Origin of the sequence: Vreelandella malpeensis, assembly GCF_020622355.1 — a bacterium.
Lineage (GTDB): Bacteria > Pseudomonadota > Gammaproteobacteria > Pseudomonadales > Halomonadaceae > Vreelandella > Vreelandella malpeensis.
Map to the genome: position 1 here is coordinate 60,195 of NZ_WHVL01000006.1, position 26,275 is coordinate 86,469.

The 26,275-nt window shown below is 66.1% G+C and carries 23 protein-coding genes; 9 read left to right on the plus strand and 14 right to left on the minus strand.

The genetic code is table 11. The features are described 5' to 3' along the window. Window positions 1-20 precede the first annotated feature (20 nt). The 3 genes from GEV37_RS13835 to ptsP are packed head-to-tail and all read right to left on the minus strand — an operon-like array spanning window position 21 to window position 5,610. Window positions 21-1,760 carry a PTS fructose-like transporter subunit IIB gene (locus GEV37_RS13835; protein ID WP_227390855.1) on the minus strand — a complete coding sequence of 580 codons (1,740 nt, stop codon included), beginning with the start codon at window positions 1,758-1,760 and terminating at the stop codon, window positions 21-23. Further along, window positions 1,757-2,725 carry a 1-phosphofructokinase gene (gene pfkB / locus GEV37_RS13840; protein WP_227390856.1) on the minus strand — a complete coding sequence of 323 codons (969 nt, stop codon included), beginning with the start codon at window positions 2,723-2,725 and terminating at the stop codon, window positions 1,757-1,759. Before pfkB ends, GEV37_RS13835 begins: the two co-directional genes overlap by 4 nt. After that, window positions 2,725-5,610, minus strand: coding sequence for a phosphoenolpyruvate--protein phosphotransferase (ptsP, locus tag GEV37_RS13845; RefSeq protein ID WP_227390857.1), 2,886 nt, complete (start codon window positions 5,608-5,610; stop codon window positions 2,725-2,727). The genes pfkB and ptsP overlap by 1 nt, the downstream gene beginning before the upstream one ends. Before the next feature lie 197 nt (window positions 5,611-5,807). Here ptsP and cra point away from each other — a divergent pair, with 197 nt between their 5' ends. Continuing rightward, complete coding sequence (gene cra / locus GEV37_RS13850; protein WP_227390858.1) at window positions 5,808-6,785, plus strand: catabolite repressor/activator; 978 nt, start codon at window positions 5,808-5,810, stop codon at window positions 6,783-6,785. On the opposite strand, the gene GEV37_RS13855 is transcribed toward cra, so the two are convergent. Continuing rightward, a complete protein-coding gene (locus GEV37_RS13855; protein ID WP_227390859.1) occupies window positions 6,782-7,261 on the minus strand; it encodes a methylglyoxal synthase in 480 nt (159 codons plus the stop codon). The genes cra and GEV37_RS13855 overlap by 4 nt on opposite strands. 35 nt (window positions 7,262-7,296) lie before the next feature. Beyond that, a complete protein-coding gene (gene pyk, locus GEV37_RS13860) occupies window positions 7,297-8,760 on the minus strand; it encodes a pyruvate kinase (RefSeq protein ID WP_227390860.1) in 1,464 nt (487 codons plus the stop codon). Between the two features lie 269 nt (window positions 8,761-9,029). Here pyk and gap point away from each other — a divergent pair, with 269 nt between their 5' ends. The 4 genes from gap to GEV37_RS13880 all read left to right on the plus strand — a co-directional run bounded on the left by gap (window position 9,030) and on the right by GEV37_RS13880 (window position 12,170). Further along, window positions 9,030-10,034 (plus strand): type I glyceraldehyde-3-phosphate dehydrogenase, encoded by a 1,005-nt coding sequence (gap, locus tag GEV37_RS13865; protein ID WP_227390861.1) that lies wholly within the window; start codon window positions 9,030-9,032, stop codon window positions 10,032-10,034. Between the two features lie 213 nt (window positions 10,035-10,247). After that, entirely contained in the window at window positions 10,248-10,769 is a 522-nt protein-coding gene (locus GEV37_RS13870) for a DUF3455 domain-containing protein (RefSeq protein WP_227390862.1), read from the plus strand. 139 nt (window positions 10,770-10,908) lie between these two features. Continuing rightward, on the plus strand, window positions 10,909-11,475 hold the full coding sequence (locus tag GEV37_RS13875; protein WP_227390863.1) for a sigma-70 family RNA polymerase sigma factor: 567 nt from the start codon (window positions 10,909-10,911) through the stop codon (window positions 11,473-11,475). Further along, the gene (locus tag GEV37_RS13880; RefSeq protein ID WP_227390864.1) at window positions 11,472-12,170 is read left to right on the plus strand and encodes an anti-sigma factor; all 699 of its coding nucleotides are present in this window, start codon (window positions 11,472-11,474) and stop codon (window positions 12,168-12,170) included. Before GEV37_RS13875 ends, GEV37_RS13880 begins: the two co-directional genes overlap by 4 nt. 10 nt (window positions 12,171-12,180) lie before the next feature. Here GEV37_RS13880 and trkA read toward each other — a convergent pair whose 3' ends face one another. The 4 genes from trkA to GEV37_RS13900 are packed head-to-tail and all read right to left on the minus strand — an operon-like array spanning window position 12,181 to window position 16,863. Then, a complete protein-coding gene (gene trkA / locus GEV37_RS13885; RefSeq protein WP_227389686.1) occupies window positions 12,181-13,554 on the minus strand; it encodes a Trk system potassium transporter TrkA in 1,374 nt (457 codons plus the stop codon). Beyond that, window positions 13,551-14,270 (minus strand): response regulator transcription factor, encoded by a 720-nt coding sequence (locus GEV37_RS13890; protein WP_227390865.1) that lies wholly within the window; start codon window positions 14,268-14,270, stop codon window positions 13,551-13,553. Before GEV37_RS13890 ends, trkA begins: the two co-directional genes overlap by 4 nt. After that, the gene (locus GEV37_RS13895; RefSeq protein ID WP_227390866.1) at window positions 14,267-15,358 is read right to left on the minus strand and encodes a sensor histidine kinase; all 1,092 of its coding nucleotides are present in this window, start codon (window positions 15,356-15,358) and stop codon (window positions 14,267-14,269) included. The genes GEV37_RS13890 and GEV37_RS13895 overlap by 4 nt, the downstream gene beginning before the upstream one ends. Window positions 15,359-15,372: 14 nt before the next feature. Then, window positions 15,373-16,863, minus strand: a complete 1,491-nt coding sequence (locus GEV37_RS13900; RefSeq protein WP_227390867.1) for a TrkH family potassium uptake protein — start codon at window positions 16,861-16,863, stop codon at window positions 15,373-15,375. A 246-nt stretch (window positions 16,864-17,109) separates the two neighbouring features. On the opposite strand from GEV37_RS13900, the gene zwf reads away from it, so the two are divergent. The 4 genes from zwf (at window position 17,110) to GEV37_RS13920 (ending at window position 21,768) form a co-directional block, all read left to right on the plus strand. Further along, window positions 17,110-18,603 (plus strand): glucose-6-phosphate dehydrogenase, encoded by a 1,494-nt coding sequence (gene zwf / locus GEV37_RS13905; RefSeq protein WP_227390868.1) that lies wholly within the window; start codon window positions 17,110-17,112, stop codon window positions 18,601-18,603. 1 nt (window position 18,604) lies between these two features. Further along, complete coding sequence (gene pgl, locus GEV37_RS13910) at window positions 18,605-19,270, plus strand: 6-phosphogluconolactonase (protein WP_227390869.1); 666 nt, start codon at window positions 18,605-18,607, stop codon at window positions 19,268-19,270. Window positions 19,271-19,312: 42 nt separating this feature from the next. Further along, complete coding sequence (locus GEV37_RS13915) at window positions 19,313-19,975, plus strand: bifunctional 4-hydroxy-2-oxoglutarate aldolase/2-dehydro-3-deoxy-phosphogluconate aldolase (protein ID WP_227390870.1); 663 nt, start codon at window positions 19,313-19,315, stop codon at window positions 19,973-19,975. A 194-nt stretch (window positions 19,976-20,169) separates the two neighbouring features. Then, entirely contained in the window at window positions 20,170-21,768 is a 1,599-nt protein-coding gene (locus GEV37_RS13920) for a solute:sodium symporter family transporter (RefSeq protein ID WP_227390871.1), read from the plus strand. A 55-nt stretch (window positions 21,769-21,823) separates the two neighbouring features. Here GEV37_RS13920 and GEV37_RS13925 read toward each other — a convergent pair whose 3' ends face one another. The 5 genes from GEV37_RS13925 to GEV37_RS13945 are packed head-to-tail and all read right to left on the minus strand — an operon-like array spanning window position 21,824 to window position 26,198. Further along, the gene (locus tag GEV37_RS13925) at window positions 21,824-22,705 is read right to left on the minus strand and encodes an SMP-30/gluconolactonase/LRE family protein (RefSeq protein ID WP_227390872.1); all 882 of its coding nucleotides are present in this window, start codon (window positions 22,703-22,705) and stop codon (window positions 21,824-21,826) included. Further along, window positions 22,698-23,312, minus strand: a complete 615-nt coding sequence (locus tag GEV37_RS13930; protein WP_227390873.1) for a 2-dehydro-3-deoxy-6-phosphogalactonate aldolase — start codon at window positions 23,310-23,312, stop codon at window positions 22,698-22,700. The genes GEV37_RS13925 and GEV37_RS13930 overlap by 8 nt, the downstream gene beginning before the upstream one ends. Window positions 23,313-23,322: 10 nt before the next feature. After that, a complete protein-coding gene (locus GEV37_RS13935) occupies window positions 23,323-24,291 on the minus strand; it encodes a 2-dehydro-3-deoxygalactonokinase (RefSeq protein ID WP_227390874.1) in 969 nt (322 codons plus the stop codon). Between the two features lie 10 nt (window positions 24,292-24,301). Beyond that, window positions 24,302-25,450, minus strand: coding sequence for a galactonate dehydratase (gene dgoD / locus GEV37_RS13940; RefSeq protein ID WP_227390875.1), 1,149 nt, complete (start codon window positions 25,448-25,450; stop codon window positions 24,302-24,304). 31 nt (window positions 25,451-25,481) lie between these two features. Next, window positions 25,482-26,198, minus strand: a complete 717-nt coding sequence (locus GEV37_RS13945; RefSeq protein ID WP_227390876.1) for a FadR/GntR family transcriptional regulator — start codon at window positions 26,196-26,198, stop codon at window positions 25,482-25,484. Between the last annotated feature and the right edge of the window lie 77 nt (window positions 26,199-26,275).

A 26,275-nucleotide genomic window follows, 5' to 3' on the forward strand; every position in this document is an offset into this window, starting at 1 on the left:
AGGTCACGATGGCGCGCCGTTCAGCCGGCCACGGCCACCTGTGCAGCGCCGCGCTTCAAGAAGGCGTAGCTCACGCCGGTGATCAGCGCGCCCACCACGATGGCGCCCAGGTAGAGCAGCGCCGGGCTGATCGCGCCGGGAATCAGCAGCACGAAGATGCCGCCGTGGGGCGCCATCAGCTTGGCGCCGATCAGCATCGAGAGTGCGCCGGTCACCGCCCCGCCGACGATGCAGCAGGGAATCACCCGCAGCGGATCCTTGGCGGCGAAGGGGATCGCGCCTTCGCTGATGAAGCAAAGCCCCAGCACAAAGGAGGCCTTGCCCGCCTCGCGCTCGGCGGCGGCGTACTTGTAGCGCGCCAGGAAGCTGGCGATGCCCATGCCGATCGGCGGCACCATGCCCGCCGCCATCACCGCCGCCATTGGCCCATAGGTGCCGGAGGCGATCAGGCCCACGCCGAAGGTGTAGGCGGCCTTGTTGATCGGCCCGCCGAGGTCCACGCACATCATCGTACCCAGCAGAAGCCCCAGAATCACCGCGTTGGTCGAGTCGAGCGAGGCGAGGTAGTTTTCGAGTGCGCCCAGCAGCGCCGCCACGGGCTCGCCGACGACGTAGACCATGATCAAGCCGGTGACGAGGCTCGCCACGAAGGGAATGATCAGAATCGGCTTGAGCGACTCCACGCTCGACGGGAGCTTGACGCCGCGGGTCACGCCCAGCGCCACGTACCCGGCCAGAAAGCCGGCCAGGATGCCGCCGATGAAGCCGGAGCCGATATCGGCGGCGAGCATGCCACCGATCAGCCCCGGCGCGATGCCCGGCCGGTCGGCGATGGAGTAGGCGATATAGCCCGCCAGCACCGGCACGATCAGCCCCATGGCGCTGCCGCCGATCTGCATCAAGGCGGCGGGAAGCGTCCCCGGCTCCTCGAACGCTTCGATGCCGAACACAAACGACAGCGCGATGATCAGCCCGCCGGCCACCACCATCGGCAGCATGAACGACACCCCGGTGAGCAGGTGCTTGTAGACGCCTTTCTCCTTGAGGCTCTTGGGGCCGCTGGCGGCGGATGCGCTCGCACCATCCTCGATGCGCGCCTCGGCGAGGGCAGCCTCCAGGGTCTGGCGAGGCTTCTTCAGCGCCGTGCCGGTGGAGGTGCGGTAGATCCGCTTGCCGGCAAAGCGCGTGGGGTCGACCTCGATATCGCAGGCCAATAGCACCACGTCCGCCTGGGCGATCTCGTCAGCCGTGAGCTTGTCCTGAGCGCCAACGGAGCCCTGGGTCTCCACGCGCAGGGCGTGACCGAGCGAGCGTCCGGCTTCCTTGAGGGCCTCGGCGGCCATGAAGGTATGGGCAACGCCGGTAGGGCAGGCGGTCACGGCGACGATGCGCTTGCCGGCCTGATCAGGCGCGGCGGTGTTCTCGTCGACGGCGGGTTCAGTGGCCGGGGTGAACAGCGGCGCCTCGCGCTTGGCGGTGGCAAGGAACGCCTCCGGGTCGGGCAGGGCGTCACTGATGGCGCCCTGATACAGGCGCTTGCCGGCAAAGCGGGCCGGGTCAGGCACCTGCTCGGCGGCCACCACGATCAGATCGGCATGGCCGATCTGCTCCCGGCTTGCGGCTTTGAGCGGCGCGAGCTCGCCGTGCATTTCGACGTGAACCTGCCAGCCCAGGCGCTGGGCGGCCTGCTCCAGGCGCCGGGCGGCGAGAAAGGTGGTGGCCATGCCGCTGGGGCAGGCCGTGATCAGAATGATGTTCATGAAAGAGCTCCGTCGGGGCTTTCGACGTACAGGCGCGCCACCTGCGTCTGCTGCAAAAGGGTGGAAAAGTCGCTCGCCTGGTGATCGCCCACGCCGACATGGCGCACCGATTCGGCGGACAGGGCGGTCGCGAAACGCAGCGTGCGTTCGTCGTCGTGGCCGCTCAACAGGCCGTGCAGCATGCCGGCTACGAAGGTGTCGCCGGCGCCCACGGTATTGGCCGCCTGCAGCCTGGGTGGCCGCGCCTGCCAGGCGCCCCGGGCGTTGACCCAGAGCACCCCATCGGCGCCGGCGGAGAGCAGCGACTGCTCGATGCCTGCCGCGTGCAGGCGCGCCGTGGCCGCCAGGCGCGCCTCGAGATTTTCGAGCGCGTTGCCCGCCCAGTCGGCAAGCTCCAGCTCGTTGGGTTTGACCGCCTGGGGCGCAACGGCAATGGCGCGAGTCAGCGCCGCGCCGCTGGTATCCACCCATAGCGGCACGCCGGTGGCCTTTAGGCGGGCCAGAAACTCGCCGAAGCCTTCGACATCGAGTCCCGGCGGCAGACTCCCCGCGACCAGCAGCGCCGCCACTTCGTGAGTCGCCAGGGTCGCCTCGACGATCTCGATCAGCGCCTGCATGGCGGCGGCCTCCACCGCGATGCCGGGGCCGTTGATGTCTGTCACCCGGCCGCTGCGTTCGGCCAGCTTGGCGTTGATGCGGGTATCGCCGGGCAGGCGAAGAAAGGCGTCCGTCACGCCCATTTGAGCGAAGGCGCGCTTGAACGGGGCGTCGTTGTCGGCGCCGAGAAAGCCGCCGACGATCACCTCGTGGCCGAGCCCGGCCAGTACCCGGGCCACGTTGACGCCTTTGCCGGCGGCCTGGAGCTCGGCGTGATGCGAGCGGTTGACCGCGCCGGGGGCCAGCTCGTCGAGAGCGAAGGCCAGGTCGAGGGCCGGGTTGAGCGTCACGGTCATCACGCGGGCCATCAGTTCGCCTCCAGCGCGTCGCGCACAGCGTCACCGGTCGACTGAGCCAGCGCCCGCCGTGCGCTCTCGCGGGCATCGGCAAGGTCGAACTCGCGCAGCCGCGCCTTGACCAGCGGCACCTGGCGGGCGCTGACCGAGAGCTCGTCGACGCCCAGGCCCACCAGTACCGGGATGGCGACGGCGTCCGAGGCGAGCTCGCCGCACACCCCGATCCACTTGCCTTGAGCGTGAGCGGCCTCGACGGTCATCTGGATCAGGCGCAGTACCGCCGGATGCAGGCCATCGGCCTGGGCGGAGAGCACCGGATGGCCGCGGTCGATGGCCAGCGTATATTGGGTCAAGTCGTTGGTGCCGATGGAGAAGAAGTCGACTTCGGCGGCCAGACTGGGGGCGAGCAGGGCGCTGGAGGGAATTTCGATCATCACCCCGAGCTGCACGTCGGTGGCGCGCTCATCGGCGGGGATCTCGACCATGAGCCGGTCGAAGATCGCCTTCACGGCGCGAAACTCCGCCACGTCCTTGACCATCGGCAGCATGATGCGCAGCGGGCACGCTAGGCCATCCTCGCGCGGGGCGCCGGCCAGCAGCAGCGCGCGCAGCTGGGTCTCGAGCACGCCGGGCTCGGTCAGCGCCAGGCGAATGCCGCGCAGGCCCAGAAACGGGTTGTCCTCCTGCGGCACCGGCCAGTAGGGCAGCGGCTTGTCGCCGCCGACATCCAGGGTGCGCGCCACCAACGGGCGCCCGGCCAGCGCCTCGAGCGCCTGGCGATATTCATTGGTCTGCGTGGCGAGATTCGGGGCGCTCGAGTGTGCCATGAACAGGAATTCGGTGCGCAGCAGGCCCACACCTTCGGCGCCGCGCTCGACGGCATCCGCCGCGTGCAGGGTATTGCCCAGGTTGGCCGCCACCTCGACCGGGTGGCCGTCGCGGGTCTCGGCGCGCTCGAAGCGCCGCGACCAGGCGTTGGCCTCGCGCTCCTCGAGCGCGCGCAGGGTCTGCCTTGCCCGCGCCAGGCGCTCTTCGCTCGGCGACGGAATGATCCGACCGCGCTCGCCGTCGAGAATCAGCGTGCTTTCAATGTCGAGCGCCATCACCGCACGACCGGCGCCGACCACCGCCGGGATGCCGAGCGCGCGGGCCAGGATCGCGCTGTGGGCGGTGGCGCCACCGCGCTCGGTGAGCAGCCCCTTCACCTTGGCGGTGTCGAGCCGCGCGACATCCGACGGGCCGATGTCCTCGGTGACCAGGATGTAGGGATGCGCTGGCGGTTCGGGCAACTCGATATTGCACAGCACGCTCAGCACCCGGCGGCCGACGTCGCGCAGGTCCGCCGCGCGCTCGGCCAGCAGCCGGTCGGCGAGCATCTCCTGGGCGTGGGCGGCGGTGTCGATCGCCTCCCACCAGCCGGCTTCTGCCGAGCGGCCCTCGCGAATCGCCTCCTCGGCGGCGCGGTAGAGCTCCGGGTCGTCGAGCATTTCCTCGTGCATCGAGAGAATGTCCGCCACTTCGCCGCCGGCCCCGCGCACCAGCGCGGCGAGTTGCGCTTGGCCCTGGGTGATGGCGTCTTGCAGGCGGCCAAGCTCCTGCTCGCTGTCCGCCGCGTCTTCCGGGTAGTCGAAGCGCGGCGCTCGCATCACGAAAATGGGGGCGATCGCAAGGCCGGGCGAGGCGGCAATCCCTGAGTGAGCCTCGTTCTCGGCCAGCGGCGGGTACGCCTTGATATCGGCTGGTACGGGGGCAGCGGGTTTGAAACCGCTCTCGAAGGGCGATACCTTCTCCCCGAGCCCGCCTTCGATGGCGCCGGCGAGCGCGTCGAGGGCCGCCTCGGCACCCGCGCCGGCGGCGGAGAGCACCAGCCACTGCCCGCGTCGCGCGCCGAGACCGATCACCTTGGTCAGGCTCGCCGCCGAAACGCTCGAGGGGCTGCCTTCTTCCAGGCGCACGTTGATGGCCACCGGCTGCTCGCGCGCGATCTGGACGAGCTGCTTGGCCGGGCGGGCGTGCAGCCCGTGGGGGTTGAGCACTCGCACCCGGCGCGTGGCGGTGGCGGCGGTTTCACCGGCCAGCAGCGACAGCACGCGCGTGGTATCGGCGTTGGCCAGGGTCTCGCCGGGAACGCTCTCGACCAGCGCGGCGATCCGCTCCAGCAGCGGCAGGTGGTAGTCCGCCTGGCCCGCCAGGCAGAACACCGCCTGTACCGGGTGCCCCTGCTCCTCGAGCCGAGTATCGGCCGGGGTCGCCAGGGCCAGCGCTGGGGCGAGCTCCGGGCCTGCGTGGCTCGACAGCCAGTAGCCGCCGCCGAGATAGACCGGCGCGCGTTCGGCGATGGCGCTCATGAAAGCGGTGTTCACGCAGCCGCCCTGATAGAGGCGCGCGGCGCCAGCCAGCGTCAGCTCCTTCGCGCTTTGAGCGGGAAACTTCAGGCACAGCGTCTGCTTGTCCAGGCGCGGGGCGGGAGCTTGCCGGGACAGTAGCTTCGCCACTTCCTTGCGCGATTCGGCCGAGGCCAGTGCCTGGGCGACGCCGTCGCGGTCGAGCACGTGGGTGAGCGCGCGCAGAATATCCAGGTGTTCGTCGTTCTGGGCGGCGATGGCGACCAGCACGTGAACGCGCTGGCCGTCGTGCCACGCGACGCCCTCGGGAAATTGCAGCACCCGCACGCCGGTGTGACGCACGTGACGACGGCTCTCCGGGGTGCCATGGGGGATGGCGATGGCGTTGCCGAGATAGGTGGACGACTGCGCTTCGCGTGCGTGAAGCCCCTCACGGTACTCCGGCGCGGTCAGCCCGCCCTCGGTCAGTGCCGTGGCGGCGGCGTCCAGGGCGGTCTGCCAGCTCTTTGCACGGCAGTCCAGCAGGATGTCTTCAGGGCCGAGTGTCAGCATGCGGTTCTCCTTGAGTAGCGTCCGGCGACGGCTTGGCGGGGGGCTCACCACTTTGAGGGCGGCCTCCTCGGCTAACCCGGGCGAATGACGCTATGCTGAAACGATTCACCTTCGGGTACAAGGGGTGGGTTTTTAGACGTTGGTAGGGGCTTAGTCAAGGCGCTGGTACACTCAAGGCCTGAATACGAGGACTCGATATGACACTTGCCGACATCGCCCGGCTTGCCGGCGTCTCGCGAACCACGGCCAGCTACGTGATCAACGGCCAGGCCGAGCAGCGCCGCATCAGCGCCGCCACCATCGAGAAGGTGAGGGCGGTGGTCGCCGCCCACCGCTATCACATCGACCCTCAGGCGGCGGCGCTCAGGCGCGGGGCGAGCCGGCTGATCGGGCTGATCGTGCCGGATCTCGAGAACGCAAGCTACGCCCGGCTTGCCAAGCGCCTGGAGCGTGGCGCGCGCGAGCGCGGCTACCAGCTTCTGGTGGCGAGCTCCGACGACTGCGCCGAGCGCGAACGCTCGCTGGCCGCTGCGCTTCGCGCCCAGCGCTGCGAGGTGCTGATCACCGCCAGCTGCCTGGACCGGGAGGATGCGTTCTACCCCGAGCTTGCCGATGAGGGGCTGCGCATCGTCGGGGTCGATCGCGGGCTTTGCGATACGCGCTTTGCAAGCGTGGTGAGCGACGATTTCGAGGCCGCGCGACGCCTGACGCACTCGATACTCGGCGCCCGCACCCGCCGGGTCGCGTGGCTCGACGCGATGCCCGCGCTTTCCATCAGTCGCGAGCGGCGCGCCGGCTTCAAGGCAGCGCTTGAAGGTCGCGGCATCACGGCACGCCCGCTCAGCGCCGCGCGCTACGAGCGTGTCGAGGCCGCAGGGTTGATGGAGGTATTGTTCGCGGAAGGGGAGGCGGTGGAGGCCATCATCACCGCCTCGTATACGCTGCTGGAAGGGGTCTTCGATTATTTTCTGGCCCGAGGCGGGCTACCCGACAACGTCGGGCTCGCCACCTTCGGCGATCATCGGCTGCTGGATTTGCTGCCCCGACCGGTCAATACCGTGGCGCAGGATGTCGAGCAGATGGCCCGGCGTACGCTTGAGTGCGCTTTCGAGGCGATCGAAGGCGCCGCGCAGCCGGGGCGACACGTGATCGCCCGGACACTGCGAACGCGCTAGGCCGGGCGACGCGCCTCGGCCCAGGCCTCGGCATCGGGCATCGTCAGAAGGTACTCCTCGTCAAGCAGGGGCGAGGAGAGCAAAAAGTCGGCGCTGGCCGCGTTGCAGGCCACCGGCACGTTCCACAGGGCCGCCAGGCGCAGCAGCGCCTTGACATCCGGGTCGTGGGGCTGCGGGGCGAAGGGGTCCCAGAAGAAGATCAGAAGATCCAGACGCTGCTCGGCGATGCGGGCGCCGATCTGCTGGTCGCCGCCAAGCGGGCCGCTCATCAGGCCCTCCACCTCGAGACCGAGCTCCCGGGTCAGCCGTCCGGCGGTGGTGCCGGTGCCCAGCAGGGTGTGGCCGCTCAGGGTCTTCTGCCAGCGCGTCGCCCACTCCATCAATTCGCTCTTCTTGCCGTCGTGGGCGATCAGCGCGATGCGCTTGGTGGCAGCGAGCCGGCGCGTGGCCTGGCGAGGTGGGCGCGCATCGTTCATGGTGTGCTCTCCTGGCATCGTTAACGGGGGTGGGATCAGGCGTCTACCGCCAGCACTTTCAGGGTGTTGGTGCCGCCGTGGGCGTTCATGTGATCGCCGCGGGTAAGAATGACATGCTCGCCCGGGCGCGCCAATCCGTGCGCCTTGAGCAGCGCAATGGCCTGGTCGTTCACCTCGGTGGGGGCCATCTCGCTGGTGTCGAAGGGAATCGACACCACGCCACGGTAGAGCGCCATGCGCCGCTGGGCGACGGGGCTGTGGGCAAGCCCCACGATGGGCAGCGCCGAGCGGATGCGTGAGGCGATCAAGGGCGTGTAGCCGGTCGAGGTCATGCAGGCGATGGCGCGCACGCCGGCCAGGTGGTTGGCGGCGTACATCGCCGAGAGCGCGATGGTCTCGTCGATGCGCTCGAAGCCTTCGTGGATGCGGTGCCCGGAGGACTGGGCAACGCGCTCGCGTTCGGCGCCCAGGCACACCCGGTCCATCGCCTGGATGGTTTCGACCGGGTAGTCGCCCGCTGCGGTCTCGGCGGAGAGCATCACGGCATCGGTGGCGTCGAGCACGGCGTTGGCCACGTCGAATACCTCAGCCCGGGTGGGCAGGGGCGACTCGATCATCGACTCCATCATTTGCGTGGCGGTAATCACGGCGCGGTTGAGGGTGCGGGCGTGCTTGATGATGCGCTTCTGGGTGCCGATCAGCGCTTCGTCGCCGATCTCCACCCCCAGGTCGCCGCGGGCCACCATCACCGCCTCACTGGCGACGATGATGCCGTCGAGTGTAGCGTCATCGGCTACCGCCTCGGCGCGCTCGAGCTTGGCAACCAGGCCGATCTCGCGGCCCTCTTCGCCGAGCAGCGCGCGGGCCTCGATCATGTCCTCGGCGCTGCGCGGAAACGACACCGCCAGGTAGTCGACACCGATCGCCACGGCGGTCTTCAGATCCTCCTTGTCCTTGTCGGTCAGCGCCGGCGCCGAAAGCCCGCCCCCCTGCTTGTTGATGCCCTTGTTGTTGGAGAGCTTGCCGCCCACGTGCACGCGGGTATGCACTTGCTGCCCTTCGATGGTGGTCACATCGAGTACCACGCGGCCGTCGTCGAGCAACAGCCGGTCGCCAGGGGCGACGTCATCGATCAGCGCCTTGTAGTCACAGCCCACGCGCTCGGCGCTGCCGGCTTGGCCATCGAGAGCCATGTCCAGCACGAAAGCATCGCCCACGTCGAGATGGACGGCGCCTTCCTTGAACCGCGCAATGCGGATTTTCGGGCCCTGCAGGTCGCCCAGAGCCGCTACGCTCTTGTTGAGGCGCGCGGCGATCTCGCGTACCTGCTCGAGCCGGCGGCGGTGATCCTCGGCGCTGCCGTGGGAGAAGTTGAGTCGCACCACGTCGACGCCGGCCTGGATCATTTTCTCGAGCACGCCGGGGCGATCGCTGGCCGGTCCCAGGGTGGCCACGATCTTGGTACGGCGCAGGGGAGTATAGGGGGCGGTAGTGCTCATGAAAGCGACTCCTTGGTCGACGCGAACGCGCGCGAATGCATGATGTCAGTCGGGGGTGAAGGCGACAATTAACTGTTGGACTACGATAGCTTTTTTATAGTAATTTTACTACATATTCGGTCTGGGTCTGTCGCTCGTGATATGGAAAGGGCCGCAAGTGGCTGTCGATGGCTTTAAATGACTACCTTTTTGTAATTTATTTACCGAATTTCTATGGTTTGTAATAGATCTGGTTTACAGTTTTCCCCATCATCCAGGCGAGGTGCCCCATGAGCATTAAGATTGCAATCAACGGTTTTGGCCGGATCGGGCGTAACGTGTTGCGCGCGCTCTACGAGAACGGCTATCGCGACCGAGTCCAGGTCGTGGCGATCAACGACCTGGGCGAGGCATCGCTCAATGCCCATCTGCTGCGCCACGATACCGTGCACGGTCACTTCCCGTTCAGCGTCGAGCACGATGAAGAAAGCATTACCGTGGACGGCGATCGCATCGCGATCTCCTCCGAGCGCGATCCTGCCAAGCTCCCCTGGAAAGCGCTGGGCGTGGATCTGGTCATGGAGTGCACCGGACTCTTCTCCAAGCGCGAAGCCGCCGCCAAGCATCTCGAGGCAGGTGCGGCGCGCGTGCTGATTTCCGCTCCTAGCCCGGATGCGGACGCTACCGTCGTGTTCGGCGTCAACGACGACATCCTGCGCGCCGAGCACAAGGTGGTCTCCAACGCCTCCTGCACCACCAACTGTCTGGCGCCGGTGGCCAAGGCGCTCAACGATGCCGTGGGCATCGAGAATGGGCTGATGACCACCGTTCACGCCTATACCAACGACCAGAACCTGTCGGATGTCTACCACTCCGACCCATACCGCGCGCGCAGCGCCACCCACTCGATGATTCCGACCAAGACCGGCGCCGCCGCCGCGGTAGGCCTGGTACTCCCGGAACTTGATGGCAAGCTCGATGGCCTGGCAGTGCGCGTGCCGGTGATCAACGTATCTTTGGTCGATCTGACCTTCACCGCCTCGCGGGATACCTCGAAAGATGAGATCAACGCCATCGTCGAGAAGGCCGCGGCGAATTCCAAGGTGCTGGCGGTCAATACCCAGCCGCTGGTATCGATCGACTTCAACCATGACGCGCACTCTTCGACCTTCGATGCCAACCATACCCGCGTCAACGGTCGCCTGGTGAAGATCATGGCCTGGTACGACAACGAGTGGGGCTTCTCCAACCGCATGCTGGATACCGCGCTTGCCATGCACAAGACGGCGCAGTAGAACCCGCGAAGGCGTCGATCAGCCGTGGCCCCGGGCCACGGCTTTTTTTGTCCGCACGGCAGGCGACCTGCCGATAGAAGAGGCTTAAAAGGCCCTCTGAAAAAAATTCAAAAAAAATCCAAGAAAGTGCATCCAAAGCGCGGGCCCGGGTGTATCCCTATTACAGCCGCCGAGGAAGAAGCGGTTGATCACAACCCGTTTAAGGAGACTGAAATGAGTATTCAACATCTAACGCGTGCGACCCTGGCAACAGCTTTGATGGCCACCTTCAGTCATGCGGCGCTGGCGCAATCGTCAGACGACGTTCAAGTACCGGATGGCCACGCCGTCGCCCTCGAAACCGTGGGCGTGGGCACCATCAAGTACATGTGTGAAACCAACGATTCCGGCGACGTCGAGTGGGTGTTCAAGGGCCCGAGCGCGGCACTCAACGATAGCGACGGCAACCAGGTCGGCAGCTACTACGGCCCGCCCGCTACCTGGGAAGCGATGGACGGCTCCAAGGTCACCGGTACCCAGCTTGCCACCGCGGATAACGGCGAAGGCAACATTCCCCTTCAGCTGGTCGAAGCCAACCCTGCGGAAGGTGAAGGTGCGATGACCGGCGTGAGCTACATTCAACGCATGAACACCGAAGGTGGCGTGGCCCCGAGCATGGGCTGTGACGCCGACCACGAGGGCGCTACCGCCATCGTCACCTATCAGGCGGACTACAACTTCTACATGGCTGAATGACGCCGTCGCCTTGCGAGGCAAAAGCGCCATGGACGGGGAGCGGTTCTCCTCGTCACAGTTGAATGAAGGGCTCGTTAAGCGGGCCCTTCCTCGTTATGCTACCTTAGCGTCAACCATCACCGGCGCGCCACGAGGGAGCATGCGGGTGTCCAATCTCAGCACCGAATTCGACTACGACGATACGCTGGCACGCTGTGCCCGGGGCGAGCACGATGCCCTGCACGCGCTCTACCGCCTGGAAGGCGCGCGGATGCTCGGCGTGGTACAGCGCATCGTCAAGGACCGAGGGATGGCCGAGGATATCGTCCACGACGCCTTTCTTAATATCTGGCAGCGCGCCGCGACCTTCGATGCCGAGCGTGGCAATGCTCGCACCTGGATTTTCAGCATCGCGCGTCACCTGGCGCTGAACGCGATTCGCCGCCGCGACCGGATGCCCGATTCAGCCTTCGATCCGGATGAGCTCGAGCAGGAAGATACTTCGCGCCCGGAAGGCCAGGCGTTTGAGGCGTTCGATTGGCAGACCGGCCAGCGGATGGATGACTGTCTGAAAGAGCTCGAAGCCGAGCGGCGAAGCTGCGTACTCCAGGCCTATGTCAACGGTTTGAGTCACGCCGAGATCGCCGAGCATACCGGCGCGCCGCTGGGCACGGTGAAAGCCTGGATCAAGCGAAGCCTGGTGCGTTTACGGGAGTGTCTGGCATGAACGATGTCAACGAACACGACGACAAGCATGCCCTGGCCGGCGAGTACGTGCTGGGCACGCTGTCCTTTGCGGAGCGTCAGGCGCTCACTGCGCGCCTGGAGCGCGACCCCGAACTCGCCCGCGCGGTCCGCGCCTGGGAAGAGCGCTTCTTTCCCTACAACGCGCTGACCGAACCGCTCCCCCCGAGTGATTTTCTGTGGCCGCGCATCGAGCGAAGCCTTGGCCAGTCGCGCCCTCGCGTGGCTCGCCCGGGCGTCTGGCAGCGCCTCGGGGTCTGGCGCGCGGCGGCAGGGCTGGGACTTGCCGCAAGCGTTGTCATGGCCGCGTTGCTGTTCCTTCGCCCGGCGGCCCCGGCGACCCCCGAATACATGGTGGTGCTGCTCGCGCCGCAGAACCAGTCCGCCGGCTGGGTGGTGCAGGCCGCCAACCGCCGCCAGATCGAGCTGATTCCGCTTGGTACCTTCGAGGTGCCCGAGGGCAAGGCGCTGGAGTTCTGGACCAAGGCCGACGACTGGCAGCAGCCTGTGTCACTGGGACTGGTCGAGCCCGGCCAGCCCATTCGCCTGGACTTGGATGATCTGCCACCGCTCGAGGACAACCAGCTCTTCGAGCTCACCATGGAAGATGCGACAGGTTCCCCCACAGGACTGCCCACCGGGCCGATCGAGTACATCGGTCGCGCGGTGGAGATCTAGCGGGCGGCGCTCAAAAGAACGTCAGCCCGACCTGGAAGAGCCGCTCGACGTCGCGAATCCGGCGCTTGTCGATCACGAACAGGATCACGTGATCGCCACTCTCCACCACCGCGTCACCATGGGCGATGATCACCTCCTTGCCGCGTACCATCGCCCCGATGGTGGTGCCTTCGGGCAGCTCGATGTCGCGCACCGCCCGGCCCACCACTTTGGAGGAGTTCCTGTCGCCGTGGGCGATCGCCTCGATCGCCTCGGCGGCCCCGCGTCTGAGCGAGTGCACGTTGACGATGTCGCCCCGGCGCACGTGGGTCAAAAGACTGCCGATGGTCGCCTGCTGGGGCGAGATCGCGATGTCGATCTCGCCGCCCTGGACGAGATCCACGTAGGCGGCATTGTTGATCAGCGTCAGCACCTTCTTGGCTCCCAGCCGCTTGGCCAGAAGCGACGACATGATGTTGACCTCGTCGTCGTTGGTCAGCGCGCAGAAGATGTCGCAATCCTCGATGTTCTCCTCTTCCAGCAACCGCTTGCTGGTGGCGCTTCCGTGCAGCACCACGGTACGGTCGAGACGCTCGGAGAGCGTGGTGCAGCGCTCGAGGCTGTGCTCGATGATCTTGACCTGGTGGCTGTGCTCGAGATGCTCTGCCAGGCGCTCGCCGATGTTGCCGCCGCCGGCGATCACCACCCGGCGAAAGCCGCGCTCGACTCGCCTTAGCTCGCTCATCACCGCGCGGATGTCACGCCTTGCGGCGAGAAAGAACACCTCGTCGTCGGCCTCGATGACGGTATCGCCGCGCGGGATGATCGGCCGGTTGCGGCGGTAGATCGCCGCCACCCGGGTGTCGACATTGGGCATGTGACGGCCCAGAAAGGCAAGATCCTGGCCCACCAGCGGGCCGCCGTAGAACGCCTTGACCGCGACGAGCTGAACGAGCCCGCCGGCGAACTCGAGCACCTGAAGCGCGCCCGGGTGTTCGATCAGCCGGCGCACGTGGTCGGTGACCACCTGCTCGGGGCTGATCAGCACGTCGATGGGAATCGCCTCGTGGGCGAACAGGCCCTTGCGGGTGAGATAGGGCGTGGCGCGCACGCGGGCGATCTTGGTGGGGGTGCGAAACAGCGTGTGGGCGACCTGGCAGGCGATCATGTTGACTTCGTCGGAGTTGGTGACGGCGATCAGCATGTCGGCGTCCTCACAGCCGGCCTGGCGCAGCACGATGGGGTAGGAGCCAGCGCCGGTGACGGTGCGAATGTCGAGCTTGGTATGCAACTCACGCAGCTTGGCCGCGTCGGTGTCGACCACGGTGATGTCGTTCTCTTCGCGCGCGAGGTGTTCGGCCAGGGTCCCGCCGACCTGGCCGGCGCCGAGAATGATGATTTTCATGGAAGCGTCTCCTGAGACTCGGGCTCGCCGTGGAGCCGGTAGCCGATGCCGGGTTCGGTTTGCAGCAGATGAGGGGTGTGCGGGTCGTCGCCGAGCTTCTGACGCAGTCGGCTGACGACGATGCGCAGGTAGTGGGTATCGTTTCGATGGCTGGCGCCCCACACCTGGCGAAGCAGCTGGGTCTGGGTTACCACGCGGCCCGCCTGGTGGGCCAGGAGCGTCAGCACGGCGAACTCCTTGGGCGTCAGGCGCACCGGGCGCCCGGCCAGTGTCACGCGCCGCGCGGCCGGCTCGATGCGCAGTTCGCCGTAGCAGTAGGGCCGGGCGTGACCGACAAGGGCGGGTCGGCGCAGCAAGGCGCGTACGCGGGCCAGAAGCTCCTCGATACCGAAAGGCTTGGTGACGTAATCGTTGGCGCCTGCGTCGAGCGCCTGCACCTTCTCGGCTTCGTGGCCGCGCACCGAGACGATGATGACCGGCACGTTGCTTGCGCGGCGTATCGCGGCGAGCACCGCTTGGCCCTCCATGTCGGGAAGCCCCAGGTCCAGCAGCACAAGATCGATCGGCTCGCCTGATGATGCCAGCACGGTCTCGATGGCTTGTGCGCCGGTCGCAGCTTCGCTCACCGCGAAGCCTTGGGAGCTCAGACTGATGCGCAAAAACTGGCGAATGGCGCGCTCGTCGTCCACGACCAGCACGCGGAAAGTCTCGTTCATGCGTCGTATCCCGCGCCGGACGGCGCCGTGTAAGGGCGAAGCGGCAGACGAATCACCATGGTCGTGCCACGCCCTTCGGGACCGGCCTCAGCGGCTATCTCGCCACCATGGGCGCTCACCATTCCCTTGCAGATCGCAAGGCCCAGGCCGCTGCCGTGAGGGCTGCCGTCGCCGGTGTAGAACATCTCGAATACCTTCTCGCGCATGGTCGGGTCGATACCAGGGCCCTGGTCGGTCAAGGCGATGATCATGTGACTCGCCGTCTCGTCGGTGGCGGCGCTCATCTCGAGCGTGCCGCCCGGCGGCGAGAAGCGCGCGGCGTTTTCCAGCACGTTGACCAGGACCTGCTCGATCAGCGCCGGATGAACGTACAGCAGGGGCAGGCTGCCCGCCGGCCAGCGCTGGAGGAGCGCCACTCCCTCCAGCGCCGAGGCCAGGCGGCGGCGGGCCGAGCCGACCATGTCGTCGAGCGATACCCAGTCGCGCTCGATCTTGAGCTCGCCGTGGCCCAGGCGCGTCATGTCCAGCAGGTTCTGAATGTAGCGGTCCAGGCGCTGGCTCTCGCCGAGCACGCTATCGAGCAGCTCGCGCCGGTCGGCGGGACTCAACTGCGCATCCAGGGCGCGCAGCGAGCTGGCCGCACCGATGATCGAGGCAAGTGGCGTGCGCAGGTCGTGGGAGACGGAAGCCAGCAGCGCCGAGCGCAGCCGCTCGCGCTCCTCGGCCAGGCGCGCGGCACCGAGTGCCTGCATGCGACGGCGGCTTTCACCGGCGACCCGGCCTACCACCAGCGCGACCAGCAGGAAGAAGCAGAGTGTCAGCAGCTGCTCGCGTTCGGACACCAACAGCGAGTAGCGCGGCTCGGTAAAGAAGAAATTGAAGGTGACGAACCCGACCAGTGCGCTCAGTACCGCGGCATGGCCGCTTGCAAGCACCGCGCAGGCCAGCACGGCGCTCAGGAACACCAGCGACAGGTCGGCCAGCGCCAGCCAGGCATTCAGCCCCCAGCTTGCGATCAGCGCCAGCAGGTTGGCCATCAGCACGCAGCCAAGCTCGCGACGGCGGGGAAGACGATACCAGGATGGCAAGGGACCTCCTTGGGTCAGCGCCGCCAGAACATCGGCGTCATCAGCACTACAACGGTGAGAATCTCGAGCCGGCCCATCAGCATGCCCAGGCACAGAAGCCACTTGGCTGCCGCCGGCAGGGTATAGAAGTTGCCCGCCGGGCCGATGACATCGCCAAGGCCCGGGCCGACGTTGGCCACCGCCGTGGCCGCGCCCGTCACTGCGGTGACCAGGTCGAGCCCGAGCGCGGAGAGCGAAAGCGCCAGCACCGCGATGGTGATGAAGAAGAAGAACGAAAAAGCGACCACGCCCCGGGAGATGTCGCTGGTCACCGGCTGGCCGTTGTAGCGCGTGGTAAATACTCCGTTGGCATGAATCAGGTAGCGCAGCTGGTTGCGCAGCATAAACAGCGCGATCTGGAAGCGAAACATCTTCATGCCTCCACTGGTCGAACCGCTGCAGCCGCCAACGAAGGTGAGGTAGAAGAACGCCGCCACGGGCAGCGCCCCCCAAAGCGTATAGTCGTCCGAGGCGTAGCCGGTGGTGGTGACCACCGAAATCACGTTGAAGGTGACGTGGGTCAGCGAGGCGAACCAGGGGTCGCCCTGAAGCACGCGCCAAACACTTAGCACCATGATCGCTGCCAACAGCAGTTTCAGCAGCCCGCGTACCTGCTGGTCTTGCCAGAGCGCGGCGCGAGAGGTGCGTAGAAAACGGATGTAAAGCACAAAGGGTAACGCGCCGCATAGCATGAAAAAACTGCCCATCCACAATAGCAAGGGCTTGTCGGCGTAAGCGCCGAAAGAGGTGTCGGAGTTGGCGAAGCCGCCGGTGGCCAGCGACGTCATGCCGTGCACGATGGCATCCAGCGGCTGCATGCCGCCCAACCAGTAGCTCGCCATGGCCAACAGCGAGAGGCCGACGTAAATGCCCAGTGTGGCCTTGGCGATGCCGCCGGTGCGCGGCAGCACCTTCTCCGACCAGTCCGAGGATTCGGTGTGAAAAAGGCGCATGCCGCCTACCTTGAGAAAGGGCAGGATGGCGATCCCCATCACGATGATGCCGATTCCGCCGAGCCACTGCATCAGGCCTCGCCACAGCTTGAGGCCATCGGAAAGGTGCTCGATGCCCACCATCACCGTGGAGCCGGTGGTAGTGATCGCCGAGACCGACTCGAACACCGCGTTGGTGAGGCTGAGGGCCGGCGCTCCGAGAATCAACGGCAGGCTCGCCAAAAGGCTCACGCTTGCCCAGCTGGCGGCGGTCAGCACGAACATCTGCCAAGGTTTCAGCTCCATAGGCACGCGGTGGGTCACGGCGAGAGCGGCGCCGGAAAGCCCCAGCACGATCGCTATCGCCTCGAGAAAGGCGTAGGCATCCGGATCGCGCTCCAGAATCAAAACGATCAGCGGCAGCAGCATGAACAGTGCCAGGACCATCCACAGCACTGCGACGATCCGCAGGATCGGCGCCCAGTGGCGAATGGCCTCACGCGAATAGGCGACACTCGGGTGGGAAAAGGACATGACGGGGCCTCGATCGACGCAACGTTGTCATCTGAGCATGCGACGACATAAAAAGTCTGTAAAAAGTGTCGAGGCGCTCGACGCCGGGCGCCCGCGTTGTGCAGTATCGTCGACTATCGGCCCGCTAGCCGTTGGGTTAGCGTTTAGTAGTAAAATTACATCCATTCATTGCGCATGACCGCCGCTATCGGATAAATTTTAGGTAATTAAACGACGTCTTGCGGCGCCAGGATTCAAGGAGTCACGATGAGTCAGTCCCCATCTTTGTTGGGTGATCCCCAGCACGCGATCGATCTGGTGCTGTTCGGTGCCTTAGGAGACCTTGCCCTGCGCAAGCTCTTCGTTGCGCTTTATCACCTCGACCGGGAAGGGCTGATGCCCGAACAGACCCGCATTCTCGGCCTCGCCCGCCAGGAGCATGACACCGAAGGCTTTCGCCGGCTGGTCGGCGCCGCGCTCGAAAAGCGCCTGAAGCCTGATGAGCAGGACGCTATCTGCCAGGAGCGGTTTCTGAACCGGCTAGAGTACCTGAAACTCGACTTCAAGAGCCTCGACGGCTACGCCGGCATCAAGCAGTGGCGTGAAGGCGCCAAACGCCCCATGGTGGTGTACCTGTCGGTGGCCGCGCGCATCTACGGTGACATCTGCCATCACCTGGGTGAAAGCGGCAGCCTCGATGACGACAGCCGCGTGGTGGTCGAGAAGCCGATCGGCTACGACCTCGAGTCCTCTCAGGCGATCAACGATGCCATCGGCGCGGTGTTTCCGGAGGAGCGCGTCTACCGCATCGACCATTATCTCGGCAAGGAGACGGTGCAGAACCTGATCGCGCTGCGCTTTGCCAATCCGCTGTTCGGCACCCAGTGGAACCAGAACCACATTTCCCACGTCGAGATCACTGTGGCTGAGAAAGTCGGCATCGAAGGGCGGTGGGGTTACTTCGACGACGCCGGCCAGCTTAGAGACATGGTGCAGAATCACCTCCTGCAGCTTCTTTGCCTGATCGCCATGGACCCACCCTCGAATCTCGACGCCGATGCCATTCGCGACGAGAAGGTCAAGGTGCTCAAGGCGCTCAAGCCCTTCACCGGCGAGGCGCTGGGGCGCGACGTGGTGCGCGGCCAGTACATTGCCGGTACCAGCGACGGTCAGGCGGTGCCGGGTTATCTCGAAGAAGAGGACGCCAATACCGAAAGTCGCACCGAGACGTTCGTGGCGATGAAGACCGAGGTGGCCAACTGGCGCTGGGCCGGCGTGCCGTTCTACCTGCGCACCGGCAAGCGCATGCCCGAGAAGCTTTCCCAGATCGTCATCCACTTTCGCCAGCAGCCGCACTACATCTTCGACCCGGACCAGCGCGATATCGCTTCCAACAAGCTGATCATTCGCCTGCAGCCCGAAGAGGGCATTGCACTGCAGGTACTCACCAAGGACAGCGGCCTGGACAAGGGCATGCGCCTGCGACCGGGGCCCTTGCATCTGGATTTCAACAGCGCCTTTCCCAAGTCGCGCATCCCGGACGCCTACGAGCGGCTGCTTCTGGAAGTGATGAAAGGGCAGCAGTATCTCTTCGTGCGTCGCGACGAGGTCGAGTTCGCCTGGCGCTGGTGCGACCAGCTCATCGAGGGTTGGAAAACTCGCGAAACGCCGCCGCGGCGTTACCCTGCCGGCTCCTGGGGGCCGGTGGCGTCGATCGCCATGATCACCCAGGACGGACGCAGCTGGTACGAGGACTACTGACATGAGCGAGCTACGCAAGGCGCTGGCCGAACAGTTGGCTGAAGCAGTTCACCAGGCCCTGGTGGAGGATCTGGAGCGCCAGCAAAACGTGCTGCTGGTCGTCTCCGGTGGCTCCACCCCGATATTGTTCTTCCAGGCGCTGGCCGCCAGGCCGCTGCCCTGGGCGCGGGTTCAGGTGACGCTGGCCGACGAGCGCTGGGTCGAGGCACAAAGCCAGGACAGCAACGCGCGGTTGGTACGCGAGCATCTATTGGTGGGGGAGGCGGCAAGCGCCGACTTCATCCCCTTGACCAGCGAAGCCGAAACGCCGGAGCAGGGTGTGGAAGAGGTCACCCGGCGCATCGAGCCGCTCGCCTGGCCGGCCAGTGTGGTCATCCTCGGCATGGGCGGCGATGGCCACACGGCGTCGCTGTTCCCGGATAGCCCCGAGCTCGGCCTTGCCATGACCACCGACGAGGCGCTGGTGGCGGTGCGCACGCCGAGCCAGCCCCAGCCGCGTATTACCTTGAGCGCCGATCGCCTGCACCAGGCGCGCAGACATTTTCTCCACATCACCGGCGATGACAAGCGCGCCGTGCTCGGCACTGCCCTGGCGGGGGACGATGTTCGCGTGCTCCCCGTCCGTGCCTTTCTGAGCTGCCCGCTGGCCATCTACTGGGCGCCTTGACTCTGCGCCCCGCAAGCGTTCGATTTTGACCTGGAGACCGACATGAGTATCGACAAACAGCTGCCTTCCACGCGCACCGCAGAGCTCGACAGCATCTGCCTCAAGGCCGAGGTTATCCCGGTCATCACCATCGACCGCCTCGAGGACGCCGTGCCGATGGGGCGCGCGCTGGTAGAGGGCGGCATCACCGTGCTGGAAGTGACGCTGCGCACCGACTGCGCGCTGGCAGCCATCAAGCGCATGAAGAAGGAGCTGACCGGCGCCAGCATCGGCGTGGGCACCGTGCTGACCCCCGCCCAGTACCGTCAGGCCGAAGAGGTCGGCGCGGACTTCATCGTCACGCCCGGCACCACCGAGGCGCTCTACCGCTACGGCGTGGAAAGTCCGGTGCCGATGCTGCCCGGCGTTTCCACGGTGTCCGAGCTTATGGCCGGCTGGCAGTACGGCTACCGGCGCTTCAAGTTCTTTCCCGCGGAATCGAGCGGCGGCGCCAAGGCGATCAAGGCGATCGGCGGGCCGATCGGCGAGGCGCGTTTCTGCCCGACCGGCGGCATCACACTCGACAACGCCGAGGAGTATTTGAAACTTCCCAACGTGATGTGCGTCGGTGGCTCCTGGCTGACGCCCAAGTCGCTGGTCGAGGCCGAGGATTGGGCCGGCATCAAGAAGCTCGCCCGGGAGGCCGCCGAACGCTTTCATCACTGACCGCTTATCGCCAAACCAAACGACCCAGGCCAGCCGCCTGGGTTTTTTTTATGCAATTGATCGGCGCCGATGTCGTTAGCAGCGTTACGACCAAAGAGGGATAACCCGGCTGAATCGATTAGCCTAAGATACCTTCATATTGTCTGACATATAGGCACGGCCGTGCCGTGTGGACTACATGGAGGTGAGCGAACATGCATCTGTTGACCCTGGCATCCTTTCTCTTCTTCACGGGGCTCGTCGCCTTCGTGACCTGGCGTATCACGCGCCGTGACGACCACTCCAGTACCAGCGGCTATTTCCTGGCCGGGCGCAGCCTGACCTTCCCGCTGATCGCCGGGTCGCTTCTGATGACCAACCTCTCCACCGAGCAGATGGTGGGGCTCAATGGCGCGGCGTTTGCCGACGGCCTGAGCGTGATGGCCTGGGAAGTGGTGGCGGTGATCGCCCTGGTAGCGCTGGCGCTCTTTTTCCTGCCGCGCTTTCTGAAAAGCGGCATCGCCACGCTCCCGCAGCTGCTCGAGATTCGCTTCGACAAGACCACCCAGCTGATCACCAACGTGATCTTCCTGATCGCCTACGCGGTCATCCTCTTGCCGATCATCCTCTACTCCGGCGCCATCGGCCTTCAGGGCATGCTCGATCTGCCCGGGCTCACCGGCATCGAGTCGACCACCACGCTCTTATGGCTGACGGTCTGGATCGTCGGCATCATCGGCGCCGTCTACGCGCTGTTCGGCGGGCTTCGCACCGTCGCGGTCTCCGACACTCTGAACGGGGCGGGCCTTCTGGTCGGCGGTTTCGTGATCGGCTACTTCGGCCTGCAGGCGGTCAGCGACGGGGCGGGGGTCATGGAAGGCTGGAGCATCCTCAAAGAGACCAACCCGGAGCAGTTGAACTCCATCGGCGGATCCGAGCAGCAGGTGCCGTTCTTCACCCTGTTTACCGGGGTATTCTTGATCAATCTGTTCTACTGGAGTACCAATCAGCAGATCATTCAGCGTACCTTCGCCGCGAAAAATCTCGCCGAAGGTCAAAAGGGCGTACTGCTGACCGGTTTCTTCAAGCTGCTCGGCCCGCTCTATCTGGTGCTGCCAGGCATCATCGCCTACCACCTCTACTTCGACGAGGGCGTGCGTGCCGACGAAGCCTACGGCTATCTCGTGTTCAACGTGCTGCCGCCGTACCTGACCGGCTTCTTCGCCGCAGTCATGGTCGGCGCGATCCTCTCCTCGTTCAACTCGGCGCTCAACAGCACCACCACCATCTTCAGCCTAGGCATCTACAAGGGCGTGCTCAACCCGGAGGCCACCGAGGTCCAGGTAGTCAAGTCCGGCAAGGTGTTCGGCTGGATCATGGCGGTCGTCACCATGATCATCGCGCCGCTGCTGGCGGGCCAGGAGAGCCTGTTCGGCTACCTGCAGAAGATGAACGCGATCTACTTCATCCCGATCCTCGCCGTGGTGATCGTCGGGCTTCTGACCAAGCGCGTCCCCCCCATGGCCGCCAAGATCGCGCTGGTCGGGGGCTGCCTGATGATCGCCGCCGGCTACTTCGTACCGCCGTTCACATTGCTCCCTGAAGTGATGCACGAGTTCCACTTCGTGGCCCTGGTGTTCGCGCTGCTGGTTGTCATCATGCTGGTCATCGGCAAGCTGCGCCCGCGCGAGACCGATTGGGTCCAGCAGGACACCGGTGACGTCGACCTCACCCCTTGGAAAGGTGCCGTGCCCGTGGGTATCGTGCTAGTGGTGCTGGTAATCGTGATGTATATCAGTTTCGCCGGGGTGTGACCCATCCAAACGCAAGGAGCCCCGCTTCGGCGGGGCTCCTTGCATTCAAGGCGCTTCAATTCAGGCGAAGGGGCGGCTCGGCGAGCCCTTTGACGCCGGGGCTTGCCTGAAAGAGCGAGCCTGACAACGGTGCCTCGGCCAGCGCCTTCTCGCTCAGCCCCTCGCGCGCCGTGGTGATATAGAGCGTGTCGAGGGCCGGGCCGCCGAAAGCCGGGCAGGAGGGCTGGCTGACCGGGAGCGTGATCTCGCGGGTAATCTGGCCGCGCTCGTTCAGGCGCACCACCTTGCCCGCGCCCCACAGGGCCAGCCACATCAAGCCTTGCTCATCGATCACCGCGCCGTCCGGATTGCCTTCGCGCTCGGAAAAGTCTGCGAAGAGGGTCGGCTCGCCGGTGGGAAAGCCCTCGGCGTCCAGCGCCCAGCGCAGCACCCTGCCGGTCGGCGTATCGGTGAAGTAGGCGGTGTCGCCCGTAGGCGAGAAGCAGATCGCGTTGGGAATGGTCAGCCCCGAGCGCAGAGTATGAAGCTTGCCCCGGTGAAGGCGGTAAAGGCTGCCCGCGCCGGGTTCGGCGTTCTTGCCCATGGTGGAGAGCCAGAGGCTGCCGTGCCGGTCGACCCGGGCATCGTTGCTGCGGGTGACCGGGTTGTCCGCCTCGAACGCCATCAGCGGGGTTTGCGTCCGGCTTTTCGGGTCGAACAGCGTCAGCTGGTTTTCGCCCACCAGCAGCAGTCGGCCATCATCGACCGGGGCGGCGCAGGAGACCATGCGCTCGAGCTGGATGCTTGCGTGCGCCTGGGTCGTAGGCTCCAGCCAGTGGAGCTGCTTTTGGATTATGTCGCACCAGTAGAGTCGGACGCTTTGCCCCTGCCACTGGGGGCCTTCGCCGAGCTCGCAGCGGCAATCCACCCCGAGCGCTGCTTGCAGCGTGTCATTCATTGTCGCCTCCCGCTGCCTGCCAGGCGCGCACCAGTGCTTTAGCCTGGTGACCCACTTGCCCGGCGCTCTGGCCGGGCTTGTAGAGCGCGCTTCCGAGCCCCGCGCCGTCCACGCCGGCGGCTCGCCACTCGGCGAAGTTGTTCTCGCCGATGCCGCCGACCGCGTAGAGCAGGGTGCCTGGTGGCAGTACCGCGCGCACTGCCTTCATACCCTCGATACCGACCTGCACCGCCGGAAAGAGCTTGAGCCCGGTGGCGCCGGCATCGAGCGCGTCGAACGCCTCGGAGGGAGTGACGATGCCGGGAAAGCTCTGCATGTCGAGCGCTCGGGCGGCCTCGATCACTGCCGTGCGAGCGTTGGGCGAAACGATCAGGCGTCCGCCGGCGGCATGCACTTTCTTCACCTGGGCGGGGGTGAGCACCGTGCCGGCGCCAATCAATGCCCGGTCGCCGAAACGCTCGGCGAGCAGCGCGATACTCTCGAGCGGCGAAGGTGAGTTGAGCGGGACCTCGATGCGGGTGATGCCCGCCTCGAGCAGTGCGTGGGCGATGTCGACCGCCTCGCTCGGCGTCACGCCGCGCAGAATGCCTATCAGGGGAAGCGTCATGGAACCTCCTTCAGTCGGTGAGCGTGCGGTGGGCGAGGGTCAACCCGGCGAGCACGGCGGCGTCGCCGTCCAGGATCGTGCAGGGGCGCTCGAGTGCTTCCAAGGCCTGCGTGTAGCGCCGGGTCAGCACTGCGCCGCCGATCAGCGTCACAGGCTCGTCCCGGGGCAGGTTTCGCGTGGCATCGGCCAGCTCCTGGCCGATGACGAGCCCCGAGAGCCGTGCGCCGAGTAGCTGCCCGCGCCGCTCGCCGCCGGGCAGCGTGGTGTCGAGCAGGTCCCGGGCGCGCAGGGTGAACAGCGCGTTGGTGAAGCGCTCCGGCTGGTCGACGCTTTCACGTACCGCCTGACGAAAGGCGTCGCGGCAGGCCTCGTCGTCCAGGTCCGGCGTGACCGAATGGCGTAGCACCGAATGGCCGGCCAGCAGCTCATAAAGCTCGCCGGTGAGGTACGTGGCGAAGCGGGTAAGGGCACCATCGTCAAGGCGCGCCCATTTCGAGTGGGTGCCGGGCAGGCAGGCAAGGCCGGTGAAACCGGGGGCGGTGGCGAGCAGCCCGGCGAGCTGGGTCTCCTCGCCGCGCATCACATCGAATCCGGAACCGTCGAGGGCACGCTGGCTCGCGCCGGGCAGGATCACGACCTCGAGCCGCTGGTCCTGCATCCGGGGGCGAACCGCCGCCTGGCTCAGCCGGTCAAGCGCGGCGGGAAGCGCCAGGTAGGCTGCCTCCTGCCAGCCCTGGCGGGCGCCGGCCATGCCGCAGACCACCACGCGCACCGTTCGCTCGGGCAGCCAATCGTTCACCAGGCGCAGAAGCTCCGCTTCGTACTCGGCGGGGGAGAGGGCCAGCATGCCTTTCTCGCTGCGGGCGCGATCGATCACCCGGTCGTCGCCATCCATCGCCCACACTCGCAGGTTGGAGGAGCCCCAGTCCGCGGCGATCCAGGCCAGGCGCTTGCCCACGTTGTCGCTTTTGTCGGTCATGTCGCTTTCCTCACCATTCGGCGATCGAGCCATCCTCGTGGCTCCACACCGGGTTGCGCCAGCGGTGGCCGGTCTTGGCGCGCTCTTCGACGAACGCCTCGTCGATCTCCACCCCGAGCCCGGGGCCCTTTGGAATGGCGCAGAAGCCGTCCTCGATCGAAAGCGCCGTTTTATCCACCAGATAGTCAAGCACATCGTTGCCCTGGTTGTAGTGGATGCCCATGCTCTGCTCCTGGATGAAGGCGTTGTGGCTCACCGCGTCGAGCTGGAGCGACGCGGCCAGCGTCAGTGGGCCTAGCGGGCAGTGGGGCGCCAGTGCTACATCATAGGCCGAGGCGAGCGCGGCGATCTTGAGTCCTTCGCTGATGCCGCCGCAGTGGGAGAGATCCGGCTGGACGATATCGATCATGCCGTCCTGCAAAAGATCGCGAAACTCGAAGCGGGTATGCAGGCGCTCGCCGGTGGCGAGCGGATAGCCAAGCCCGCCGGCGATCTCCTTCAAGCACGGCAGGTGCTCCGGCGCCACCGGCTCCTCGACGAACATCGGGTGATAAGGTTCCAGCTCGCGCAAAAGCGCCTTGGCCATCGGCCGGTGCACGCGGCCGTGAAAGTCGATACCGATGCCGACGTCCGGGCCCACCGCTTCCCGCGCCTCGCGCACCCGCGCCACGGCTTCATCGATCTTTCGGTGTGAGTCGACGATCTGCATCTCCGGGGTGCCGTTCATCTTGAAAGCGGTAAAGCCCTTGTCGACCAGCGCCTTGGCCCCGGCACCAACGTCACTGGGGCGGTCGCCGCCGGTCCAGGCGTACATGCGCATCTTGTCGCGCACCGCGCCGCCCAGAAGCTGGTGCACCGGCACGCCCAAATCGCGCCCCTTCAGATCCCACAGCGCCTGGTCGATGCCGGCGATCGCGCTCATCAGAATCGGCCCGCCGCGGTAGAAGCCGGCGCGGTAGAGGGTGTTCCACAGGTGCTCGATGCGGTGCGGGTCCTGGCCGATCAGGTAGTCGGCAAGCTCGTGCACGGCGGCCTCGACCGTTGCGGCGCGGCCTTCTATCACAGGCTCGCCCCAGCCGTAGCAGCCTTCGTCGGTTTCGATCTTGAGAAACAGCCAGCGTGGCGGCACTTGCCAGGTCTTGAGGCGCGTGATCTTCATAGAAACTCCTGTGGTCGTGGGAAGATGGGCGTCATTCGAAAGCGATCTCGAGATCCCGGGCGGTGCGCAGCAGCACCTCGCGGGCGGCGTGGGAGGCCGCCTGTTCGTCGCCCTGAATGATTGCGTCCATCAGGCGGCGATGGCGCGTGAGGCTGTCGGCCAGGGTGTCGAGCCGGCTCTGTGAGTCCTGCACCAGGGCCATGATGCACGGGCGCAGCAGGTGGCCGACCTGGCGCCACACCAGGTTGTCGCTCGCCTGGTAGATGGCATCGTGAAAGCGCACGTCGAACTCGGCGTGGCGCTGGCGGTCCTGCTCGGCGCTTTCGGCCATGCCGTCGTAGGCTTGGCGCAGGCACTCGAGATCCTCGGGGCGCGCCGTGCGCGCGGCGAGCGCTGCCACGGCAGGCTCGGCAGACAGGCGAAAGGCGTAGATGGCGCGAATCAATGCGGGGTCGAGCCGGGTCAGTCCCGTCATCCACTCGCTGATGGTCGGGTCGAGCAGGTGCCATTCGCTGAGCGCGCGCACCACGGTGCCGCGCCCGGCGGTGCGCTCCAGAAGTCCGGCGGCGGTCAGGCGAGCCAGGGCATTGCGGACCTGGTTGCGGCTGACGGCGAAGTGCCGGGCCAGGTCCAGCTCCTTGGGAAACGTCTCGCCGGGGCGCCAGCGCCCGCTCAATAGCGCCCGGGCGAGCAGGCGGGCGAGTTCGTCGGCGTTGCCGGTATGGGCGGGCAGGGCATCGAGGGACATGCAGGCTCCTGAACAAAGCCGCAGGCGGCAGATGCAAGGAGTCTAGTAAATGTCTGACATTATCACAACGCGACCAA

What these genes read in the sequence shown, in the direction of transcription:
- GEV37_RS13835 (WP_227390855.1), bottom strand. Translation starts at nt 1,760, where the DNA reads ATGAACATCATTCTGATCACGGCCTGCCCCAGCGGCATGGCCACCACC.
- pfkB (WP_227390856.1), bottom strand. Translation starts at nt 2,725, where the DNA reads ATGGCCCGCGTGATGACCGTGACGCTCAACCCGGCCCTCGACCTGGCC.
- ptsP (WP_227390857.1), bottom strand. Translation starts at nt 5,610, where the DNA reads ATGCTGACACTCGGCCCTGAAGACATCCTGCTGGACTGCCGTGCAAAG.
- cra (WP_227390858.1), top strand. Translation starts at nt 5,808, where the DNA reads ATGACACTTGCCGACATCGCCCGGCTTGCCGGCGTCTCGCGAACCACG.
- GEV37_RS13855 (WP_227390859.1), bottom strand. Translation starts at nt 7,261, where the DNA reads ATGAACGATGCGCGCCCACCTCGCCAGGCCACGCGCCGGCTCGCTGCC.
- pyk (WP_227390860.1), bottom strand. Translation starts at nt 8,760, where the DNA reads ATGAGCACTACCGCCCCCTATACTCCCCTGCGCCGTACCAAGATCGTG.
- gap (WP_227390861.1), top strand. Translation starts at nt 9,030, where the DNA reads ATGAGCATTAAGATTGCAATCAACGGTTTTGGCCGGATCGGGCGTAAC.
- GEV37_RS13870 (WP_227390862.1), top strand. Translation starts at nt 10,248, where the DNA reads ATGAGTATTCAACATCTAACGCGTGCGACCCTGGCAACAGCTTTGATG.
- GEV37_RS13875 (WP_227390863.1), top strand. Translation starts at nt 10,909, where the DNA reads ATGCGGGTGTCCAATCTCAGCACCGAATTCGACTACGACGATACGCTG.
- GEV37_RS13880 (WP_227390864.1), top strand. Translation starts at nt 11,472, where the DNA reads ATGAACGATGTCAACGAACACGACGACAAGCATGCCCTGGCCGGCGAG.
- trkA (WP_227389686.1), bottom strand. Translation starts at nt 13,554, where the DNA reads ATGAAAATCATCATTCTCGGCGCCGGCCAGGTCGGCGGGACCCTGGCC.
- GEV37_RS13890 (WP_227390865.1), bottom strand. Translation starts at nt 14,270, where the DNA reads ATGAACGAGACTTTCCGCGTGCTGGTCGTGGACGACGAGCGCGCCATT.
- GEV37_RS13900 (WP_227390867.1), bottom strand. Translation starts at nt 16,863, where the DNA reads ATGTCCTTTTCCCACCCGAGTGTCGCCTATTCGCGTGAGGCCATTCGC.
- zwf (WP_227390868.1), top strand. Translation starts at nt 17,110, where the DNA reads ATGAGTCAGTCCCCATCTTTGTTGGGTGATCCCCAGCACGCGATCGAT.
- pgl (WP_227390869.1), top strand. Translation starts at nt 18,605, where the DNA reads ATGAGCGAGCTACGCAAGGCGCTGGCCGAACAGTTGGCTGAAGCAGTT.
- GEV37_RS13915 (WP_227390870.1), top strand. Translation starts at nt 19,313, where the DNA reads ATGAGTATCGACAAACAGCTGCCTTCCACGCGCACCGCAGAGCTCGAC.
- GEV37_RS13920 (WP_227390871.1), top strand. Translation starts at nt 20,170, where the DNA reads ATGCATCTGTTGACCCTGGCATCCTTTCTCTTCTTCACGGGGCTCGTC.
- GEV37_RS13925 (WP_227390872.1), bottom strand. Translation starts at nt 22,705, where the DNA reads ATGAATGACACGCTGCAAGCAGCGCTCGGGGTGGATTGCCGCTGCGAG.
- GEV37_RS13930 (WP_227390873.1), bottom strand. Translation starts at nt 23,312, where the DNA reads ATGACGCTTCCCCTGATAGGCATTCTGCGCGGCGTGACGCCGAGCGAG.
- GEV37_RS13935 (WP_227390874.1), bottom strand. Translation starts at nt 24,291, where the DNA reads ATGACCGACAAAAGCGACAACGTGGGCAAGCGCCTGGCCTGGATCGCC.
- dgoD (WP_227390875.1), bottom strand. Translation starts at nt 25,450, where the DNA reads ATGAAGATCACGCGCCTCAAGACCTGGCAAGTGCCGCCACGCTGGCTG.
- GEV37_RS13945 (WP_227390876.1), bottom strand. Translation starts at nt 26,198, where the DNA reads ATGTCCCTCGATGCCCTGCCCGCCCATACCGGCAACGCCGACGAACTC.